The 15932-nt window shown below is 73.8% G+C and carries 11 protein-coding genes and 1 pseudogene; 9 read left to right on the forward strand and 3 right to left on the reverse strand.

The features are described from left to right. Positions 1-156, reverse strand: a complete 156-nt coding sequence (locus tag O7627_RS10820; protein WP_278093362.1) for a hypothetical protein — start codon at positions 154-156, stop codon at positions 1-3. A 145-nt stretch (positions 157-301) separates the two neighbouring features. On the opposite strand from O7627_RS10820, the gene dxs reads away from it, so the two are divergent. Next, entirely contained in the window at positions 302-2263 is a 1962-nt protein-coding gene (gene dxs, locus O7627_RS10825; RefSeq protein ID WP_278093363.1) for a 1-deoxy-D-xylulose-5-phosphate synthase, read from the forward strand. A gap of 133 nt (positions 2264-2396) precedes the next feature. Here dxs and O7627_RS10830 read toward each other — a convergent pair whose 3' ends face one another. Continuing rightward, positions 2397-3593, reverse strand: a complete 1197-nt coding sequence (locus O7627_RS10830; protein WP_278093364.1) for a hypothetical protein — start codon at positions 3591-3593, stop codon at positions 2397-2399. Between the two features lie 334 nt (positions 3594-3927). Here O7627_RS10830 and O7627_RS10835 point away from each other — a divergent pair, with 334 nt between their 5' ends. Together O7627_RS10835 and O7627_RS10840 are read left to right on the forward strand one after the other, a co-directional pair. After that, on the forward strand, positions 3928-5889 hold the full coding sequence (locus O7627_RS10835) for a hypothetical protein (protein ID WP_278098243.1): 1962 nt from the start codon (positions 3928-3930) through the stop codon (positions 5887-5889). Next, entirely contained in the window at positions 5853-7709 is a 1857-nt protein-coding gene (locus tag O7627_RS10840) for a hypothetical protein (RefSeq protein WP_278093365.1), read from the forward strand. The genes O7627_RS10835 and O7627_RS10840 overlap by 37 nt, the downstream gene beginning before the upstream one ends. A 13-nt stretch (positions 7710-7722) precedes the next feature. Here O7627_RS10840 and O7627_RS10845 read toward each other — a convergent pair whose 3' ends face one another. Beyond that, a complete protein-coding gene (locus O7627_RS10845) occupies positions 7723-9558 on the reverse strand; it encodes a hypothetical protein (protein WP_278098244.1) in 1836 nt (611 codons plus the stop codon). Between the two features lie 352 nt (positions 9559-9910). Between O7627_RS10845 and O7627_RS10850 the strand changes: the two genes are divergently transcribed. The 6 genes and pseudogenes from O7627_RS10850 (at position 9911) to O7627_RS10875 (ending at position 15762) form a co-directional block, all read left to right on the forward strand. Beyond that, on the forward strand, positions 9911-11293 hold the full coding sequence (locus tag O7627_RS10850) for a PQQ-binding-like beta-propeller repeat protein (protein ID WP_278093366.1): 1383 nt from the start codon (positions 9911-9913) through the stop codon (positions 11291-11293). Positions 11294-11363: 70 nt separating this feature from the next. Then, positions 11364-12050 carry a response regulator transcription factor gene (locus tag O7627_RS10855; protein ID WP_278093367.1) on the forward strand — a complete coding sequence of 229 codons (687 nt, stop codon included), beginning with the start codon at positions 11364-11366 and terminating at the stop codon, positions 12048-12050. Beyond that, positions 12047-13201: pseudogene (locus tag O7627_RS10860) on the forward strand (HAMP domain-containing sensor histidine kinase); the annotation flags it as partial. The gene O7627_RS10855 and the pseudogene O7627_RS10860, both read left to right, overlap by 4 nt. Before the next feature lie 274 nt (positions 13202-13475). Continuing rightward, positions 13476-13892, forward strand: coding sequence for a GntR family transcriptional regulator (locus O7627_RS10865; protein ID WP_278093368.1), 417 nt, complete (start codon positions 13476-13478; stop codon positions 13890-13892). Further along, entirely contained in the window at positions 13889-14788 is a 900-nt protein-coding gene (locus O7627_RS10870; protein WP_278093369.1) for an ABC transporter ATP-binding protein, read from the forward strand. Before O7627_RS10865 ends, O7627_RS10870 begins: the two co-directional genes overlap by 4 nt. Further along, the gene (locus O7627_RS10875) at positions 14785-15762 is read left to right on the forward strand and encodes an ABC transporter permease (protein WP_278093370.1); all 978 of its coding nucleotides are present in this window, start codon (positions 14785-14787) and stop codon (positions 15760-15762) included. Before O7627_RS10870 ends, O7627_RS10875 begins: the two co-directional genes overlap by 4 nt. Positions 15763-15932: the final 170 nt, after the last annotated feature.

The following is a 15932-nucleotide window of genomic DNA, read 5'->3' on the forward strand; positions in this document are numbered from 1 at the left end:
TCAGCCGGGCCGGTCCGGTGGCCGCCGGTGGCGCAGCCGCAGCCAGATGATGATCAACAGCAGCAGCGGCAGCAGCGGCAACGCGACCAGCAGCACCAGGACGAGACCGAGCAGCTGGCCGGCCGCGTACCGGTCGGAGCTGCGCGCCTCGGACATCGGCCGTCATGGTACGCGTCCGGGGCCACCTGCGGGTCCGGCCGCTCGCGGCCGGGCTGCGCGGTCGGCTTACCCCGATAGACTCACCCGCTATGAGCCTGTGTAGGGAGCGAACCAGCCAGCTGAACCGGGGTGAGGGCGCGGTATGACGGTGCAGGACGGTACGGCCAAGAACGTCGGCGGTCGGTTGCTGGGTGGGGTACGCAGCCCGCAGGACGTCAAGCGGATGTCCGGCGAGGAAGTCGACCTCCTCGCCGCGGAGATCCGGGACTTCCTGGTGGCGAAGGTCTCCCGGACCGGCGGCCACCTCGGACCCAACCTCGGGGTGGTGGAGCTCACCCTGGCGATGCACCGGGTGTTCGACTCGCCCCGGGACCGGTTCCTCTTCGACACCGGGCACCAGGCGTACGTGCACAAGATGGTCACCGGCCGGCAGGAGGGCTTCGACCGGCTCCGCCAGCGCGGCGGCCTCTCCGGCTACCCCAGCCAGGCCGAGAGCGAGCACGACCTGATCGAGAACTCGCACGCCTCCACCGCGCTCTCCTACGCCGACGGCCTGGCCAAGGCGTACGCCCTGCGCGGCGAGGCGCGCAGCGTGGTGGCGCTGGTCGGTGACGGCGCGCTTACCGGCGGGATGTGCTGGGAGGCGCTGAACAACATCGCCGCCGCCCGCAACCCGCTGATCATCGTGGTCAACGACAACGGCCGGTCGTACTCACCGACCATCGGCGGCCTCGCCGACCACCTCTCCTCGCTGCGGCTCAACCCCGGCTACGAGAAGGTGCTCGACACCGTCAAGGAGGCCCTCGGCTCGACCCCGCTGGTCGGCAAGCCGATGTACGAGGTGCTGCACGCGGTGAAGAAGGGCATCAAGGACGCGGTCGCCCCGCAGGCGATGTTCGAGGACCTCGGCATCAAGTACGTCGGCCCGGTCGACGGGCACGACGTCGCCGCCGTCGAGGGGGCGCTGCGCGCCGCGAAGAACTTCGGCGGCCCGGTGATCGTGCACGCGGTGACCCGCAAGGGCTACGGCTACCGCCCGGCCGAGGAGGACGAGGCGGACTGCCTGCACGGCCCCAGCAGCGCCTTCGACGTCGAGACCGGCAAGCTGCTGGCCGCGCCGTCGGTGAAGTGGACGCACGTCTTCGCCGACGAGCTGGTCGCGATCGCCGACGAACGCCCCGACGTGGTCGGCATCACCGCCGCGATGGCCGAGCCGACCGGCATCGCGTCGCTGGCCCGCAAGTACCCGCAGCGGGTGTACGACGTGGGCATCGCCGAGCAGCACGCGGCCACCTCGGCGGCCGGGCTGGCGCTCGGCGGCCTGCACCCGGTGGTGGCGGTCTACGCCACCTTCCTCAACCGGGCCTTCGACCAGGTGCTGCTGGACGTGGCGATGCACAGGCTGCCCGTGACGTTCGTGCTGGACCGGGCCGGTATCACCGGCCCGGACGGGCCGAGCCACTACGGCATCTGGGACATGTCGGTCTTCGGTGCGGTGCCGGGCCTGCGGATCGCCGCCCCCCGGGACGCGGCCACGCTGCGCGAGGAGCTGCGTGAGGCGGTCGCCGTCGACGACGGGCCGACGATCATCCGGTTCCCGACCGGCGCGGTCGCCGCCGACCTGCCGGCGCTGCGCCGGGTCGGGCCGGTCGACGTGCTCGCCGAGTCCGCCCGCACCGACGTGCTGCTGGTCGCCGTCGGCGCGTTCGGCCAGCTCGGCATGGAGGTGGCCGCCCGGGTCGCCGAGCAGGGCTACGGCGTCACCGTCGTCGACCCGCGGTGGGTCCGGCCGGTGCCGGCCGAGCTGGTCACGCTGGCCGCCGGGCACCGGCTGGTGGTCACCGTCGAGGACGGGGTCCGCACCGGCGGGGTCGGCGACGCGGTGGCCAAGGCGCTGCGCGACGCCCAGGTCGGGGTGCCGCTGCGCGACCTCGGCGTACCCGCCGCCTGGCATCCGCACGGCAGCCGGGCGCAGCTCCTCACCGACCTCGGCCTCACCGCCCAGGACGTGGCGCGCGACGTGACCGGCTGGATCTCGCAGCTCGACGGCGGCACCGTCGAACCGGTGCGGCTCTCCACCAACGGCGGCCGCACCACCAGCTGAGCTTCGGACCCGGGTGACCGGCCGGCCACGAGTCGGCCGGTCACCGCGCACCGGCTGGTCCGTCACGTCGACCGGTAACCCGCCCCGGCTGGTACCGCGTCGGCTGGTTACCGCGTCGGTCTGCCGCCGTAGGTCAGTCCTCGCCGCCGACCTGGCGTTGGGTGCTCTTGTCGGCGGTGTTCAGGGTGAAGGTCTGCCGCGTCGGCGGCCGCTCCACCACCACCAGCCCCGGCCGGTCCACCAGCCGGACGGTGCCGAGCGGCACCGACAGGGCGGTGTCCGTGGCGGCCCGCCAGACCAGCACCACCAGCGGCTGGCCGCCCGGTACCGGCAGCTGGTAGGTCTGCAGCGGACTGATCCGGTCGGACTTGGTGGCGACCGGTGCGCCGTTGTCCGGCCGCACCACCGCCGCGGTCATCGTGCCCTCGTCCGACCGCCAGGTGAGCTGCTCCAGCTCGGCCGGCGGCCCGGCGCCGAACGGGATCTCGCCCAGCGGCCGGGTGGCCAGCCGGTCGATCGGCCAGGAGGCCGGCACCGACTCCCAGCTGTTGCGGTCGTGGAACCGGTGCGGGATGGCACCGAACGGGCCGTCCCGGCTCGCCAGCGCGCAGCTGTCCAGCCCGGCCAGGATGGTGCCGGCCGCGCCGGAGTCGTCCCTGACCAGCGGATACTTCGGCGCGTCGATGCCGGTGCCGAGGTCGATCAGCTTGTCGCCGGACCGGCCGTCGGGCAGCGCCTCGGTCGCCCGCAGCCCGACGGTCAGCGTGCTGGCCGCGCAGTCCGGGATCGCCACCGGCCCGCTGAGCCCGTCGGTGAAGGCGACCGGTTCGCCGTCCGGCCCGAGCAGCCGCTCGACCCGGGTGGAGGCGAGGTAGTGCCGGCCGGTCGGCAGCTGCACCGGCAGCACGTCGGAGTAGACCAGGTAGCCGGGGTCGGTGTACTCGACGGCGCGGCCGACCGAGAAGTCCGTACCCTCGCCGGTGAGCTGCAGCAGCCAGGACGCGGACTCGCCCGGCACGTTGGCGGCCACCAGCGCCAGCCGGGAACCGGCGGCCTCGCCGAGCCAGAGGATGCCCGAGGACGGCAGGTGGACCCGATCGTCCACCGGGGAGCGCCACCGCTCGACGGCGGCGGTGACCGCCTCGCGGGCCTGTTCGTCCCCGATCTGACCACCCCGGGCCGGCCAGACCTCCAGCGATCCGTCGCGGGTGTCGTAACCGGCCCGCAGGCTGGCCTCGGGGGGCTGGGCGATCGCGATGTCGCAGCCCGTCGCAAGGAGGGCCAGGAACACCGCCGCGCCCAGCATGCCGCGATGACGCACTGAACCCACGCGTCCGCCTCCCGATCGAATCGGCTGGCCGATCAGGTCGACCGGTTTGAGAGCAACATCCTACGAGACGCCCGGACCCGCGCGGGCGGTACCGCGCAAAGCCCGACCGGGCGCCGGAACCGGGCCGGGTACGCGCTGGTGAGGGCCGCCTCGGCCGACCGGCCGAGGCGGCTCCCCGAGGATCGGGACGTTACGGGCACTCCTGTAGACTCCGCCGACTGTGACGCTTCCCGACCCCCGTCTCGACGCACCGTCGGATCCGGACCTGGCCGCGTCCGACCCGGCGGGTGCGGGACCGGACGCTGCCGCCAACGGCGTGCGGTCCGAATCGGCCGTGAACGGCGTCCGCTCGGACGCCCCCGCCGTCGGCGCCCGACCCGACGCACCCGCTGCCGACGACCCGACCAGGCCAACCAACGGCGTCCGCCCGGACGCGCCCAACCACGGCGTCCGCCCGGACGCGCCCAGCAACGGCGTACGCCCGGATGCCGGCCAGCCGGCGGACCGCGCGCCGGCTACGGCGGCCGACGGGGCCGCCCAGCCGGCCCGGGCCGGACGCTGGCCGAGCTGGCGCCGCGACCTGTCGGTCTACGGCTTCTTCCTGGTGATGGCGGTCTGGGTGACCAGCCAGATCTGGCTGGACCCGGCCGGGCGGGTGGCCTCGCTCTACAGCAGCGACCCGGCCCAGGTGCAGTACTTCCTGGCCCACTCGGTACGCGTCGTGCTGCACGGCGAATACCCGTTCTTCACCGAGCAGTTGAACTATCCTGACGGGGTCAACCTGATGGCCAACACGGCCATCCTCGGGCTCGGCATCCCGATGGTGCCGGTGACCCTGCTCTTCGGACCGGCGGTCACCTTCGTCGTGCTGGTCACCCTCGCCCTCGCCGGCACCGCCTCGGCCTGGTACTACGTCCTGTCCCGACACCTGGTCCGATGGCCGGTCGCGGCCATGGTCGGCGGCTGGTTCTGCGGCTTCTCGCCAGCCATGCTGTCGCACGCCAACTGGCATCCGAACATCATCTCCCAGTTCCTGCTGCCGTTCATCGTCTGGCGGGTGCTGGTGCTGACCCGCTCCACCCGGGTCGTCCGGGACGGGGTGATCCTCGCCCTGCTGGTGACCTACCAGGCGTTCATCAACGAGGAGATCCTGCTCTTCACCGCCCTGGCCTGCGGAGTATTCCTGCTGGCGATGGTGGCCCAGCGGCCCGGACTGTGGGCGTCGGCGTGGCGGCCGCTGCTCGGCGGGGTGGCGGTCTGCGCGGTGGTCGCCACCGCGCTGCTGGCGTACCCGCTCTACGTGCAGTTCGCCGGCCGGCAGGCGTACCACGGGCTCAGCGACGCGGTCCGCGACTACGGCAACGACCTGGCCGCGTTCTTCGCGCCCGGATCGACGACGCTCGGCGGCGACCGGCGGGCCAACATCGAGCTGGCGCCGAACTACTCCGAGGAGAACGCCTTCTTCGGCTGGAGCCTCGCGCTGCTCACCGTGGCGATCGTGGTCTGGCTGCGGCGCGAGCTGATCGTCCGGGCACTCGCCTTCACCGGCCTGCTCTTCGCCGTCCTCTCGCTCGGCGAGCGGGTCTCCTGGTGGAGCCGGGGCGAGCTCTGGGGTCCGTGGGACTGGCTGGTCCACGCGCCGCTGCTCGACGCGGTGGTCCCGACCCGGTTCGGCCTGATCACCTCCGTGGTGGTGGCGCTGCTGCTGGCGCTGGCCGTGGACCGGGCCTGGACGGTGGAGCTCGGCAGCCTGCGGACCACCCGCACGCTCATCGTGACCGCGTTGGTGGTCGCGCTGCTGCCGGTGCTGCCGCTGCCGCTGCGGGAGGTGTCCCGGCCGCCGGTGCCGGACTTCATCACCTCCGGCGCCTGGGAGGAGTACGTCACCGACGACCAGACGCTGGTGCCGGTGCCGGTGCCGGCGATGGGACACACCCACGGCATGCGGTGGGCCGCCGCCACGAACCTCGACTTCAAGATCCCCGGCGGGTACTTCCTCGCCCCCCGCAACGGGATGACCGGCGACCCGGGCCGGTTCGGCGGCCGGCCGAACGGGCTCGGCACCATCCTGGACCGGGTCTGGACCACCGGCCGACCCGTCACCATGACCGAGGCGCAGCGCCGCCGGTCCCTGGACGAACTGCGGTACTGGCGGGCGGCGATCCTGGTGCTGCCGATCCGGGAGCAGAACGCCGATCCGCTGCGTCGCACGGTGCAGCAGATCGCCGGGCCGGGCCGGCAGATCGACGACGTGTGGGTGTGGGACGTCCGGCCCGTGACCACCGCCCCGGGCTGATGGACCGCGGCGCGCACTGGTGGCGGGCCGAGCCGGTACGCGACGCCGCCGTGCTCGTCGGCTACCTGCTCGCCGGCTGCTACGTCGCCGGCCGGCTCTGGCTGCGCCCCGGCGAGATGACCCACGCCGACAACGACCAGATCCTCTTCGAATGGATGCTGGCCCGCGCCGCGCGGGCGGTCACGCACCTGGAGAACCCGCTCTACAGCACCGCGCTCAACGCCCCGGACGGGCTGAACCTGATGGCGAACACGTCGGTGTTCGGGCTGGGCATCCCGCTCACCCCGGTCACGTGGCTGTTCGGATCGCGGGTCGCGTTCCTGGTCGCGCTGACCGGCTCGCTCGCCGCCACGGCGGCGGCCTGGTACCTCTTCCTGGCCCGCCGGCTCGGGCTGACCCGCACCGCCGCCGCCATCGGCGGGCTGTTCTGCGGCTTCGCCCCGGGCATGATCTCGCAGGCCACCGCGCACCTGCACATGATCGCCCAGTTCCTGGTGCCGGTGATCCTGTGGCTGGTCTTCTCCCCGGCCACCGACCGGGTGGTCCGCCGGGGGGTCCTGCTCGGGCTGGTCGTCACCTACCAGGTCTTCCTCGGCGAGGAGGTGCTCTTCTTCCTGGTGCTGGCCTGCGGCCTGTTCACGGTGGCGTACGCGGTGGCCGACCCGGCCGCCGCCCGCCGGCTGGCCCGGCCGTTCCTCGCCCGGCTCGGAATCGGTGCGCTCACCGCGCTGGCGCTGCTGGCGTACCCGCTGTGGTTCCAGTTCTTCGGACCGGCGCACTACCGCGGCATGCCGTTCAACGCCCACTCGTACCTGCTGGACCTGGCCTCCTACGCCAGCTACGCGCGGCAGTCGCTGGCCGGCAGCGACGCCGCGGCGGCCCGGCTGGCACCCAACCCGACCGAGGAGAACTCGTTCTTCGGGCTGGCCCTGATCGGGCTCTGCGTGGTCGCGGCGAGCTGGCAGTGGCGCCGGCCGCTGGTCAAGGCCCTGACGGTCTGCGCGGTGGTCTTCGCCGCGCTGTCGCTGGGCGGGCGGATCCGCGTCGACGGCGAGCAGACCGACCTGATCGGCCCGTACCGGCTGGTGCAGGATCTGCCGCTGATCGACCTGGCGGTGCCGGCCCGGTTTCCGCTCATCTGCGTACCGATCGTGGCGATCGTGCTGGCCATCTCCCTGGACCAGGTCCACCGGTCGAGCGAGCCGGCCCGCCGGGCCGGGGACCCGGCCCAGCGGCCTGACGACGCGGCCCGGCAGCCGGAGGACCCGGCCCAGCGGCCGGGCGGCGCGGTGCCGATCCGCTGGCTCTGGACCGGGGCGGTGGTCGCGGCGCTGCTGCCGGCGGCGCCGGTGCCGATCCAGACCAAGCCGGCCTGGCCGGTGCCGGAGTTCGTGGCGACCGGGCAGTGGCGCGAGTACGTGCCCGACGGGCGCACCCTGGTGCCGGTGCCGCCGACCCGGGGGAGCGAGGCGACCGCCGGGATGTACTGGTCGGCGCGGACCGGGCTGGCCTTCACCGCCCCGGGCGGCTACTTCATCGGGCCGGCCGGCCCGGACGACCGGCAGGCCCGCTGGGGGTCACCGGACCGGCCGACCGCCATCCTGCTGGATCAGGTCGCGGCGACCGGTGAGGTGCCGGTCATCACCGACGAACACCGCGCGCAGGCCGTCGAGGATCTGCGGCACTGGCGGGCGGCGGTGGTGGTCCAGGGCGGTCTGCACCGCGGCAACCCGGTGAAGGAGACGGTCGACCTGCTGCTCGGCCCCGGCCAGATGATCTCCGGTGCCTGGGTGTGGGACGTCCGCCCGCTGGTCGGCTGAGCCGGCCGGGTGGTCAACCCACCAGCGGGCGGACGTCCCAGAGCCAGACGTCGGAGACCCGCTGCGCCGGGCCGAGCAGGTCGGTCATCAGCGGCAGGAGCACATCGGCGCTCGGGTGGTCGCCGAGCACCACCACCGACGCGTTCCAGAACCGCAGGTCCTCGACGGCCTGCGCCCGCTGTTCGCCGGTGATCGGCTCCTCGACCCCGTCCATCACGCGGTAGATCAACGCGGCCGTGGGTCGGGTCGGGGCGCCGAACTGGCCCAGCCCTTCCGGACCGGGGCCGATGAAGTACCCGCCGGGCACCGGGAACTCGTGCAGCGTCAGCGCGCTCCACCGCAGCGTGGACAGACCGTGCACGTTGCTCGGGATCGGCACCGGCACCAGGGTCCGGCCGTCCGGCACGTACGGCCGCCAGTCGCCCGAGGTGATGAACGTCGGCGGCGGTTCGACCGACTGCACCGGCAGCGGCCGGGGCACCAGCGGCAGCAGCGCGAGGGCGATGGCCGCGTACCCGACGACCGGCAACCATCGGCGACCCGGCCGGTCCGCTGGCCCCTCCGGGCCGGCCGAGCGTGTCGGCTGGTCCGGCTGGGCCGCGGTGGCGGACCGGTCCGGTTCAACGCTTGTGGCGGGCCTGGTAGCGGCGGCCGTCGCCACCGCGTCCCAGGCGAGGGCCAGCAGGACGCCGACCGCGCCGACGGTGACCAGACTCAACCGGGTGGGCATCATCATCTCGACCAGCGGCAGGTCGGGCGGGATCAGGCTCCACGGCCCGGACCGCTCGGTCAGCTCCCCGCCGATCCGCAGCTGCGGGCCGAGCGACGCGACCGCGAAGAGCACCCCGACGGTGGTGGCGATCCGGGCCGCCAGCGACCGGCGCCAGAGCAGCCCGGCGGCCAGCACCGCGACGATCACCAGCGGCCAGCCGAACCAGGTGTTCTGCTCGGTCATGCCGATGGTCTGCTCGGCCTCCGGCGAGCCGGCCAGGGTGTCCCGGGCGAAGGTGACGAACGCCTGCACGTCCTCGCCCCAGCTGTGGAAGATCCCGCCCTGCAGACTCCGGTAGGACTGCGGTCCGTTGAACTGGAACCAGATCGGGTAGCCGGCGAGCAGCAGGGTCAGCCCGCCGCCGACACCGAGGGCGAGCAGGAACGGCACCGCCTGGTCGCGCAGCCGGCGCCAGCGGGCGGCCGCCCACAGCGGCACGATCACCGCGCACGCCAGCGCGGTGAGCAGCAGCATCTCCTCGTTGATGAAGATCTGGTACGTGACCAGCAGGCCCAGGATCAGCCCGTTGCGCAGCCACCGGCCCGGCTCGCCGAGGCGCAGCACCCAGACCAGGATGATCGGCAACAGGAAGTTCGAGACGAAGTTGGGCTGCCCGTTGGCGTGGTGCACGATGCCCGGTGCGAAGCCGAGGAAGGCCCCGCCGACGAACGCCGCGGCCCGCGACGTCACCAGGTGCCGGGAGAGCGCCCAGTACGACGTCGCCGCGGTGCCGGCCATCGCGACGACCAGGTAGAGCACGTACGCGACCTGCGGCCCGAACAGGATGGTGATCGGCGCCATCGGCAGGGTCACGCCCAGCATCGACGTGTTCGCCATCATGTTCACCCCGTCGGGGGCGTTCTGCCGGTCGGAGAAGAGCGGGTTCGTCAGGTGCCGCACGGAGTAGGCGCCGTGCGAGAAGAGCCATTCGAACCAGCTGTTGTCGGTGGGCAGGTGTGAGGAGACCCGGCCCTGGATGTCCGCCCAGTGGTTGCCGCAGACGAGCGCACCCAGCAGCAGGTAGACGCCGACGGCGAGCAGATCGGCGCGGGCGGGCCGCCGCCACAGCCGCGACAGCGACCGCTGGGGGGTGGTGGTCCCCGGTGCGGCATCGGACGAGTCAGTAGTAACCGGGACACCCACGACGCGACATCGTACAGGTGGCGGTCGGCCGATCCGGCGGGCTGGTCCGGCCGGCCCCGGCGGGCCGGTGGGCCGCCCGGACCCGGCCGTCACCCGGACGGCCCCGGCGGGCCGGTGGGCCGCCCGGACCCGGCCGTCACCCGGACGGCCCCCGCCGCTCGCCGGGGTGATCCGGTTTCGGTGTCCGGACCGGCAACGGCGCGACCGGCGGCGCGGGGGGACAATCGCCGCGACGACCGGAGGGTAGGCGGCCGGTCGCGGATCGGCATCGGAAGGGGGGCGCAGCGTGGCCGCCATCGAACTGGGTGAGATGTCGGCAGCGTCGACCGCCCACCGGCCGCCGGCCGGGCGGCCCCGGCCGGTAGCCACCCGGGCGGTCCGGCGGATGCCGCGCTGGCCCCGGCTCGGCGGCACCCTGGCGGTGCTGCTCGCCGGGGTGGCCGCGGCCGCTCCGGTGGCCCGCCCGCCGGCCGAGGCGACGGTGCCGGCCCGGCAGGGTGCGCTGACCATCAGCGCGCCCGACCGGATCTTCGTGGCCGATCCGCCCGGCGAGGCGGCGGCCGGCGACCGCTGGCTGGCGGCGTACCGGCTGCCCGACGGGGCGCCGCTGTGGCGGGTGCCGATGCCGCTGTCCGGCCCGCTCGGCAACTCGCTGGTGCTCGGCGGGACGCTGGTGCTCACCGTGGACTGGAGCTCGGTCGCGCGCCGGGAGACGGTCGGTCTGGACGCGGCGACCGGTCTGGTGCGGTGGCGGCGGACGGCCACCCTGGAGGGGGTGACGGCCGCCGGGGACGTGCTGCTCTGGGCCGCGCCGGGACAGACCACGGTGACCGACAATCCGCCCGGCACGCTGCTGGCGGTGGCCGCCGCCGACGCGGCGCAGCGGTGGTCGCTGCCGCTGCCGGCCGGCACGCTGCGGTCCTACCGGTACGAGCGGGGGCCGACCGGCGACCCGGGCGAGGTGGCCGCGGCGGCCGACCGGTCCGGGCCGGTCCGGGCCACCGCGCTGGTGGTGAGCCGGCCCGGTGGCCGGGTCGAGATCCGGGACCTGGCCGCCGCCGCCGTGCTGCGCGCGGCCGACCTGCCCGGGCGCGGTCCGGTGGGCGCGTCACTGCCGGCCCGGGTGGCCGGCGACCTGCTGCTCGTCGATGACGGCAGTCGGACCGTCACCGCGTACGGACTGGACCGGTTGGACCACCGATGGCAGCTGACCCGGGACCCGGGACGGGAGTACGGCCCGATCCCGTGCGGCGCGGGTCTCTGCCTGTACCGCCGGCACGGCGGGGTCCGGGCCGCCGACCCGGCCACCGGGCGGACGGTCTGGACCGACGGCCGCTGGGAGAACCTGACCCGGGTCGGCGACCGGCTGCTGGCCAGCCGCTCCGGGGCGGTGGGGGCGGCCCCGCTGACCGTGCTGGACCCGGCCACCGGCGAGGTCCGGGGCGAGCTGGGCGCCTGGCAGGTGGTCCGGGTGGTGGCCGGCGCGGGCCGGCTGACCGGCGTCCGGGTCGCCCCGGACGGCACCGCCTGGGTGGCGGAGCTGGACCCGGCCGCGGCCCGGGTCCGGGTACTGCAGCCGCTGCGCGACGTCGTCGGCGACTGCGCGGCCGAACCCGGGGTGTTGATCTGCCGCCGGCTCGACGGGTCGGTGGGGGTGTGGCGGATCTGACCGCCCGCCGGCGGCGTTGCCCGGCGCGGCTAGCTTTGACCGGGATCGGTTCGACGAAGGGGTGGTCGCGGTGCGGGTGCTGGTGGTGGAGGACGAGCGCAACCTCGCCGACGCGATCGTGCGTGGCCTGCGCCGGCGGGGGATGGCGGTGGACGTCGCGTACGACGGCTCGGCCGGCCACGAGATGGCGCTTGTCACCCGGTACGACGTGGTGGTGCTGGACCGGGACCTGCCCGGCGTGCACGGCGACCAGATCTGCGCCGACCTGGTCGCCTCCGGCACGCTCACCCGGGTCCTGATGCTGACCGCCAGCGGCACGGTCGCCGACCGGGTGGAGGGCCTGCAGCTGGGCGCCGACGACTACCTGCCCAAGCCGTTCGCCTTCGACGAGCTGGTGGCCCGGGTGCAGGCGCTCGGCCGGCGGGCCACGCCGGCCGCCCCGCCGGTGCTGGCGGTCGCCGACCTGGTGGTCGATCCGGCGAAGCGGGTCGCGACCCGGGCCGGCGCGCCGGTCGACCTGACCCGCAAGGAGTTCGGGGTGCTGGAGGAGCTGTTGAAGGGCCGCGGCGCGGTGGTCTCCAGCGAGGAGCTGCTGGAGCGGGTCTGGGATGCCAACACCGACCCGTTCACCACCACCGTCCGGGTCACCGTGATGACCCTGCGGAAGAAGCTCGGCGATCCGCCGTTGATCGAGACGGTGGTCGGCGCCGGCTACCGGGTTTCCGATCCGTACCAGGCGGGTCAGGTCACCGCATGACGGTCTATCTCAGCCGCCGTCGGCCCCGGCTCCGGCCCACCCTGCGGCTGCGGCTGACGCTGCTCAACGGGGTACTGCTGGTCGGCGCGGGCGCGATCCTGGTGGTGCTGGCCTGGCTGCTGGTCGCCGACGCGCTGCGCCCCACCGACGACCTGATGCCTGGCAACACGGTCCGGCTGACCGACGGCCGGATCGTGGAGGCCCGGCAGTGGCAGCAACAGGCGGCCGACGACGCCACCCAGGAGTTGATCGCCAAGGGCCTGGTGGCCCTGCTGGCGATAAGCGTGGTCGGGGTGGCCGGCGCGTACGCGGTGGCCGGCCGGGCCCTGCGGCCGCTGCACCAGGTCACCTCCACCGCCCGGCGGCTCGGCGAGGCCACGCTGGACCAGCGGATCCGCTACTCGGGCGCGGACGACGAGGTGGCGGAGCTGGCCGGCACCTTCGACGCGATGCTGGACCGGATCGGGGAGGCGTTCGAGGCGCAGAAACGGTTCGTCGCCAACGCCTCGCACGAGCTGCGTACGCCGCTGGCGGTGATGCGTACCGAGATCGACGTGACGCTCGCCGACGACGAGGCGGACGTGGCCGAGTACCGCCGGATGGCCACCGTCGTGCGGGACGCCTCGGAACGGGCCAACGGACTGGTCGACGCGCTGCTGGTGCTGGCCCGCAGCGAGGGCCAGTCGGGGCGCCGGCTGGGGCGTAAGGTGCCGGTCGACCTCGCCGACGGTACGGCCTCGGCGCTGTCGGCGATGCGGGCCGAGACCGAACGGCTCAAGCTGGTGGTGACCACGTCACTGCAGCAGTCCCCGGTGGTGGGTGACCCGGGTCTGCTGGAGCGGCTGGCCGGCAACCTGATCGAGAACGCGGTCCGCTACAACCACCTGCACGGCCGGCTCTGGGTGAACACGGGCTCCGACCAGGTCCAGTCCTGGCTGGTGGTGGGAAACACCGGGTTCGAGGTGGACCAGGCCGACGTGCCGGGGCTGTTCGAGCCGTTCCGCCGCGGCGGCCGGGAGCGGACCGGGGCGCGCGGTTCCGGGCTCGGGCTCTCCATCGTCCGGGCGGTCTGCGACGCGCACGGCGGCACGGTCAGCGCGGTCGCCCAGCCCGGCGGCGGCCTGGAGGTGACGGTCCGGCTGCCGGCGGCCGGCACCACCCCGGTGGTGGCCGCCACGGCCGCGGTGGCCACCCCGACCACCCCGCTCACCGCCGTCACCTCACCTGGCGCACCTTCCGAGACCCCACCCGCCGGCACCGGCTAGTGCCCTGACCACACACGTTCACGGTGTCGGTTGAACCGCCGTACCGATACGTGCCCCAGCCACGGTCCACGCGGCCAGCCGCCCCATCGCGTCCGTCGCTGATTTTGTCGCCGCCGCACCCTGCTTTACTATGATCCTAGTAAAGCAGTAAGGGGCTACCGTGTTCGTCTTCCGGCTCGACACCCACTCCGGCGTGCCGCCGTACCTGCAACTCGTCCAGCAGGTCCGGCAGGCGGTGCTGCTGGGCTTCCTCCAACCCGGCGACCGCCTCCCGCTCATCCGCGAGGTGGTCGAGGAGCTGGCGATCAATCCGAACACCGTCGCCAAGGCGTACCGGCAGATGGAGCAGGAGAACCTGGTCACCGGCCGGCCCGGCCGGGGCACGTTCGTCAACGAGCAGCAGTCGGCCGCGATGCCGGCATCGACGTACACGTCGCTGCGCCGCGGCCTGGAAACCTGGCTGCGCCGGGCCTACGCCGCCGGCCTCGACGAGCAGGCGGTCGACGCGCTCTTTGCTTCCGCCCACCAGCAGACCAGGAACGACCACCGGCAAACCAGGAACGAGGACGTGGCGTGACAGAGAGCGGGTTCGCGCTGCGCACCGACGGTGTGGGCAAGCGATACCGGAAGGGCTGGGCACTGCGCGACTGCACCCTGACCCTGCCAGCCGGCGGCGTGATCGCCCTGGTCGGGCCGAACGGCGCGGGCAAGACCACGCTGCTGCGCCTGGTCGTCGGGTTGTTGGCACCGAGCACGGGCACCGTGGAGGTTCTCGGCCACGACGTCACCGCCAGCACCCCGCACACCCTGTCCCGGGTCGGGTTCCTGGCCCAGGACCACCCGCTGTACAAGCGCTTCACCGTCGCCGAGATGCTCCGCTTCGGCCGGGCCTGCAACCTGCGGTTCGACCAGGGGCTGGCCGAGCGCCGGCTGGCGAAGCTGGGCATCCCACTCGACCGCAGAACCGGCACGCTCTCCGGTGGTCAGCAGGCCCAGGTCGCGTTGGCCCTGGCCCTGGCGAAGCGACCGGACCTGCTCGTCCTCGACGAGCCGGTGGCCAGCCTCGACCCGCTGGCCCGGCGCGAGTTCCTCCAGGTCCTCATGGGCGCGGTCGCCGAAGGCGGGGTGACCGTCGTGTTCTCCTCCCACCTCGTGCACGAGCTGGAGCGCGTCTGCGACCACCTGATCGTGCTCAATCATGGCCGGGTCACGCTCACCGGTGACATCGACACCCTCCTCGCCGAGCACCGGCTGCTCGTCGGCCCGCGCACGGCCACCGACCTCGACCAGGCCGGCACCGTGGTGCAGGCCGTCCACAGCGACCGGCACACGACCCTGCTGGTACGCGACGGCGCGATCACCACCGCGCCCGGCTGGCAGGCCCAGCCGGTCGCGCTGGAGGACCTGGTGCTGGCGTACCTGCGGCGGCCGTCCGAGCCGGGCGCCGCGGTCACGTCGGGGGTGGCGGCATGACGTGGTTGATCTGGCGCCAGCACCGGGCCGAGGTCTGCGTCCTGGGGCTGCTTGTCGGCATGTTCGGCATTGCCCTGCTCGTGCTCGGGACGCAGGCCCACGACCTGTTCCCCGGCGGTCCCGCCCGGTGTGCGGGACAGGCCGGTCTCAACGAGGGCTGCGCGGCCTCCTTCCGCCGGCTCGACGAGGAGTACGGGTACGTCGAGAACCTCCTGGCGGCCTTCTACCTGGTCCCCGTCGTCGTCGGTGCGTTCCTCGGTGCGCCGCTGCTCGCGCGCGAACTGGAGAGCGGCACCTGGCAGCTCGCCTGGACCCAGGCCGTACCGCGGATGCGCTGGCTGGCCGCCAAGCTCGCGGGCCTGGCCGGCGTCACCGTCATGTTCACCGCGCTGTTCACCGCGGTGCTCACCTGGTTCCGTCAGCCATTCGACGCGTGGGAAGGGCGGTTCCAGTACGACGCCTTCGACCTGGAGGGACTCGTCCCGGTGGCGTACGCGCTGTTCGCGTTCGGCGTCGCCACCGCCGCCGGGGCGATCCTGCGGCGCAGCCTGCCCGCGTTCGGCGTCGCGTTCGGAGCGTTCCTCGCCGCCCGGATGGCGGTGGCGCTGCTGGCCCGTCCCGCGTACGCCACCCCGCTCACCACCAGGGAGCCGGTCCCCGCCGGCGGCTCGAAAGACCGGGCGGGTCACCGGCCGGTACCGAGCAACGCTGACTGGATGATCGAAGACGGCTACGCAGACGCGGCCGGGCGCAGGCTGAGCTGGACCGAGTACCACGAGCTGGAGGAGGCCGCCAATCGGGCCGGCACCAACCTCAACCAGTTCCTACACGCGCGGGGCATCCAGCAGTTCGGGGTCTACCATCCGGCCGACCGGTTCTGGACGTTCCAGCTCATCGAGGCGGCCCTGTTCGTCGCCGTCGCGGCGGTCCTGATCGGTGTGGTGGTGTGGCGGGTACGGCGCCGCATGATCTAGTGCCCTGACCACCGCTCACCGTGACGCGGGGATGGCCAGCCTGGACCCTCGGTGGGCGGGTGGCCGTCCCCCGCCAGCCCGCCGACCACCTGGCCCACAACTCGGCCGGGAGCGACTGCGGCGGTTACCGGATCAGCACGAGATCACCTTCGGACGGACCAACCCGCTAC

Source organism: Solwaraspora sp. WMMD1047 (assembly GCF_029626155.1).
In the GTDB taxonomy this organism is placed as follows: Bacteria; Actinomycetota; Actinomycetes; order Mycobacteriales; family Micromonosporaceae; genus WMMD1047.

Coding starts and splice junctions, on each gene's coding strand:
- O7627_RS10820 (WP_278093362.1), bottom strand. CDS start 156: ATGTCCGAGGCGCGCAGCTCCGACCGGTACGCGGCCGGCCAGCTGCTC.
- O7627_RS10875 (WP_278093370.1), top strand. CDS start 14,785: ATGACGTGGTTGATCTGGCGCCAGCACCGGGCCGAGGTCTGCGTCCTG.
- dxs (WP_278093363.1), top strand. CDS start 302: ATGACGGTGCAGGACGGTACGGCCAAGAACGTCGGCGGTCGGTTGCTG.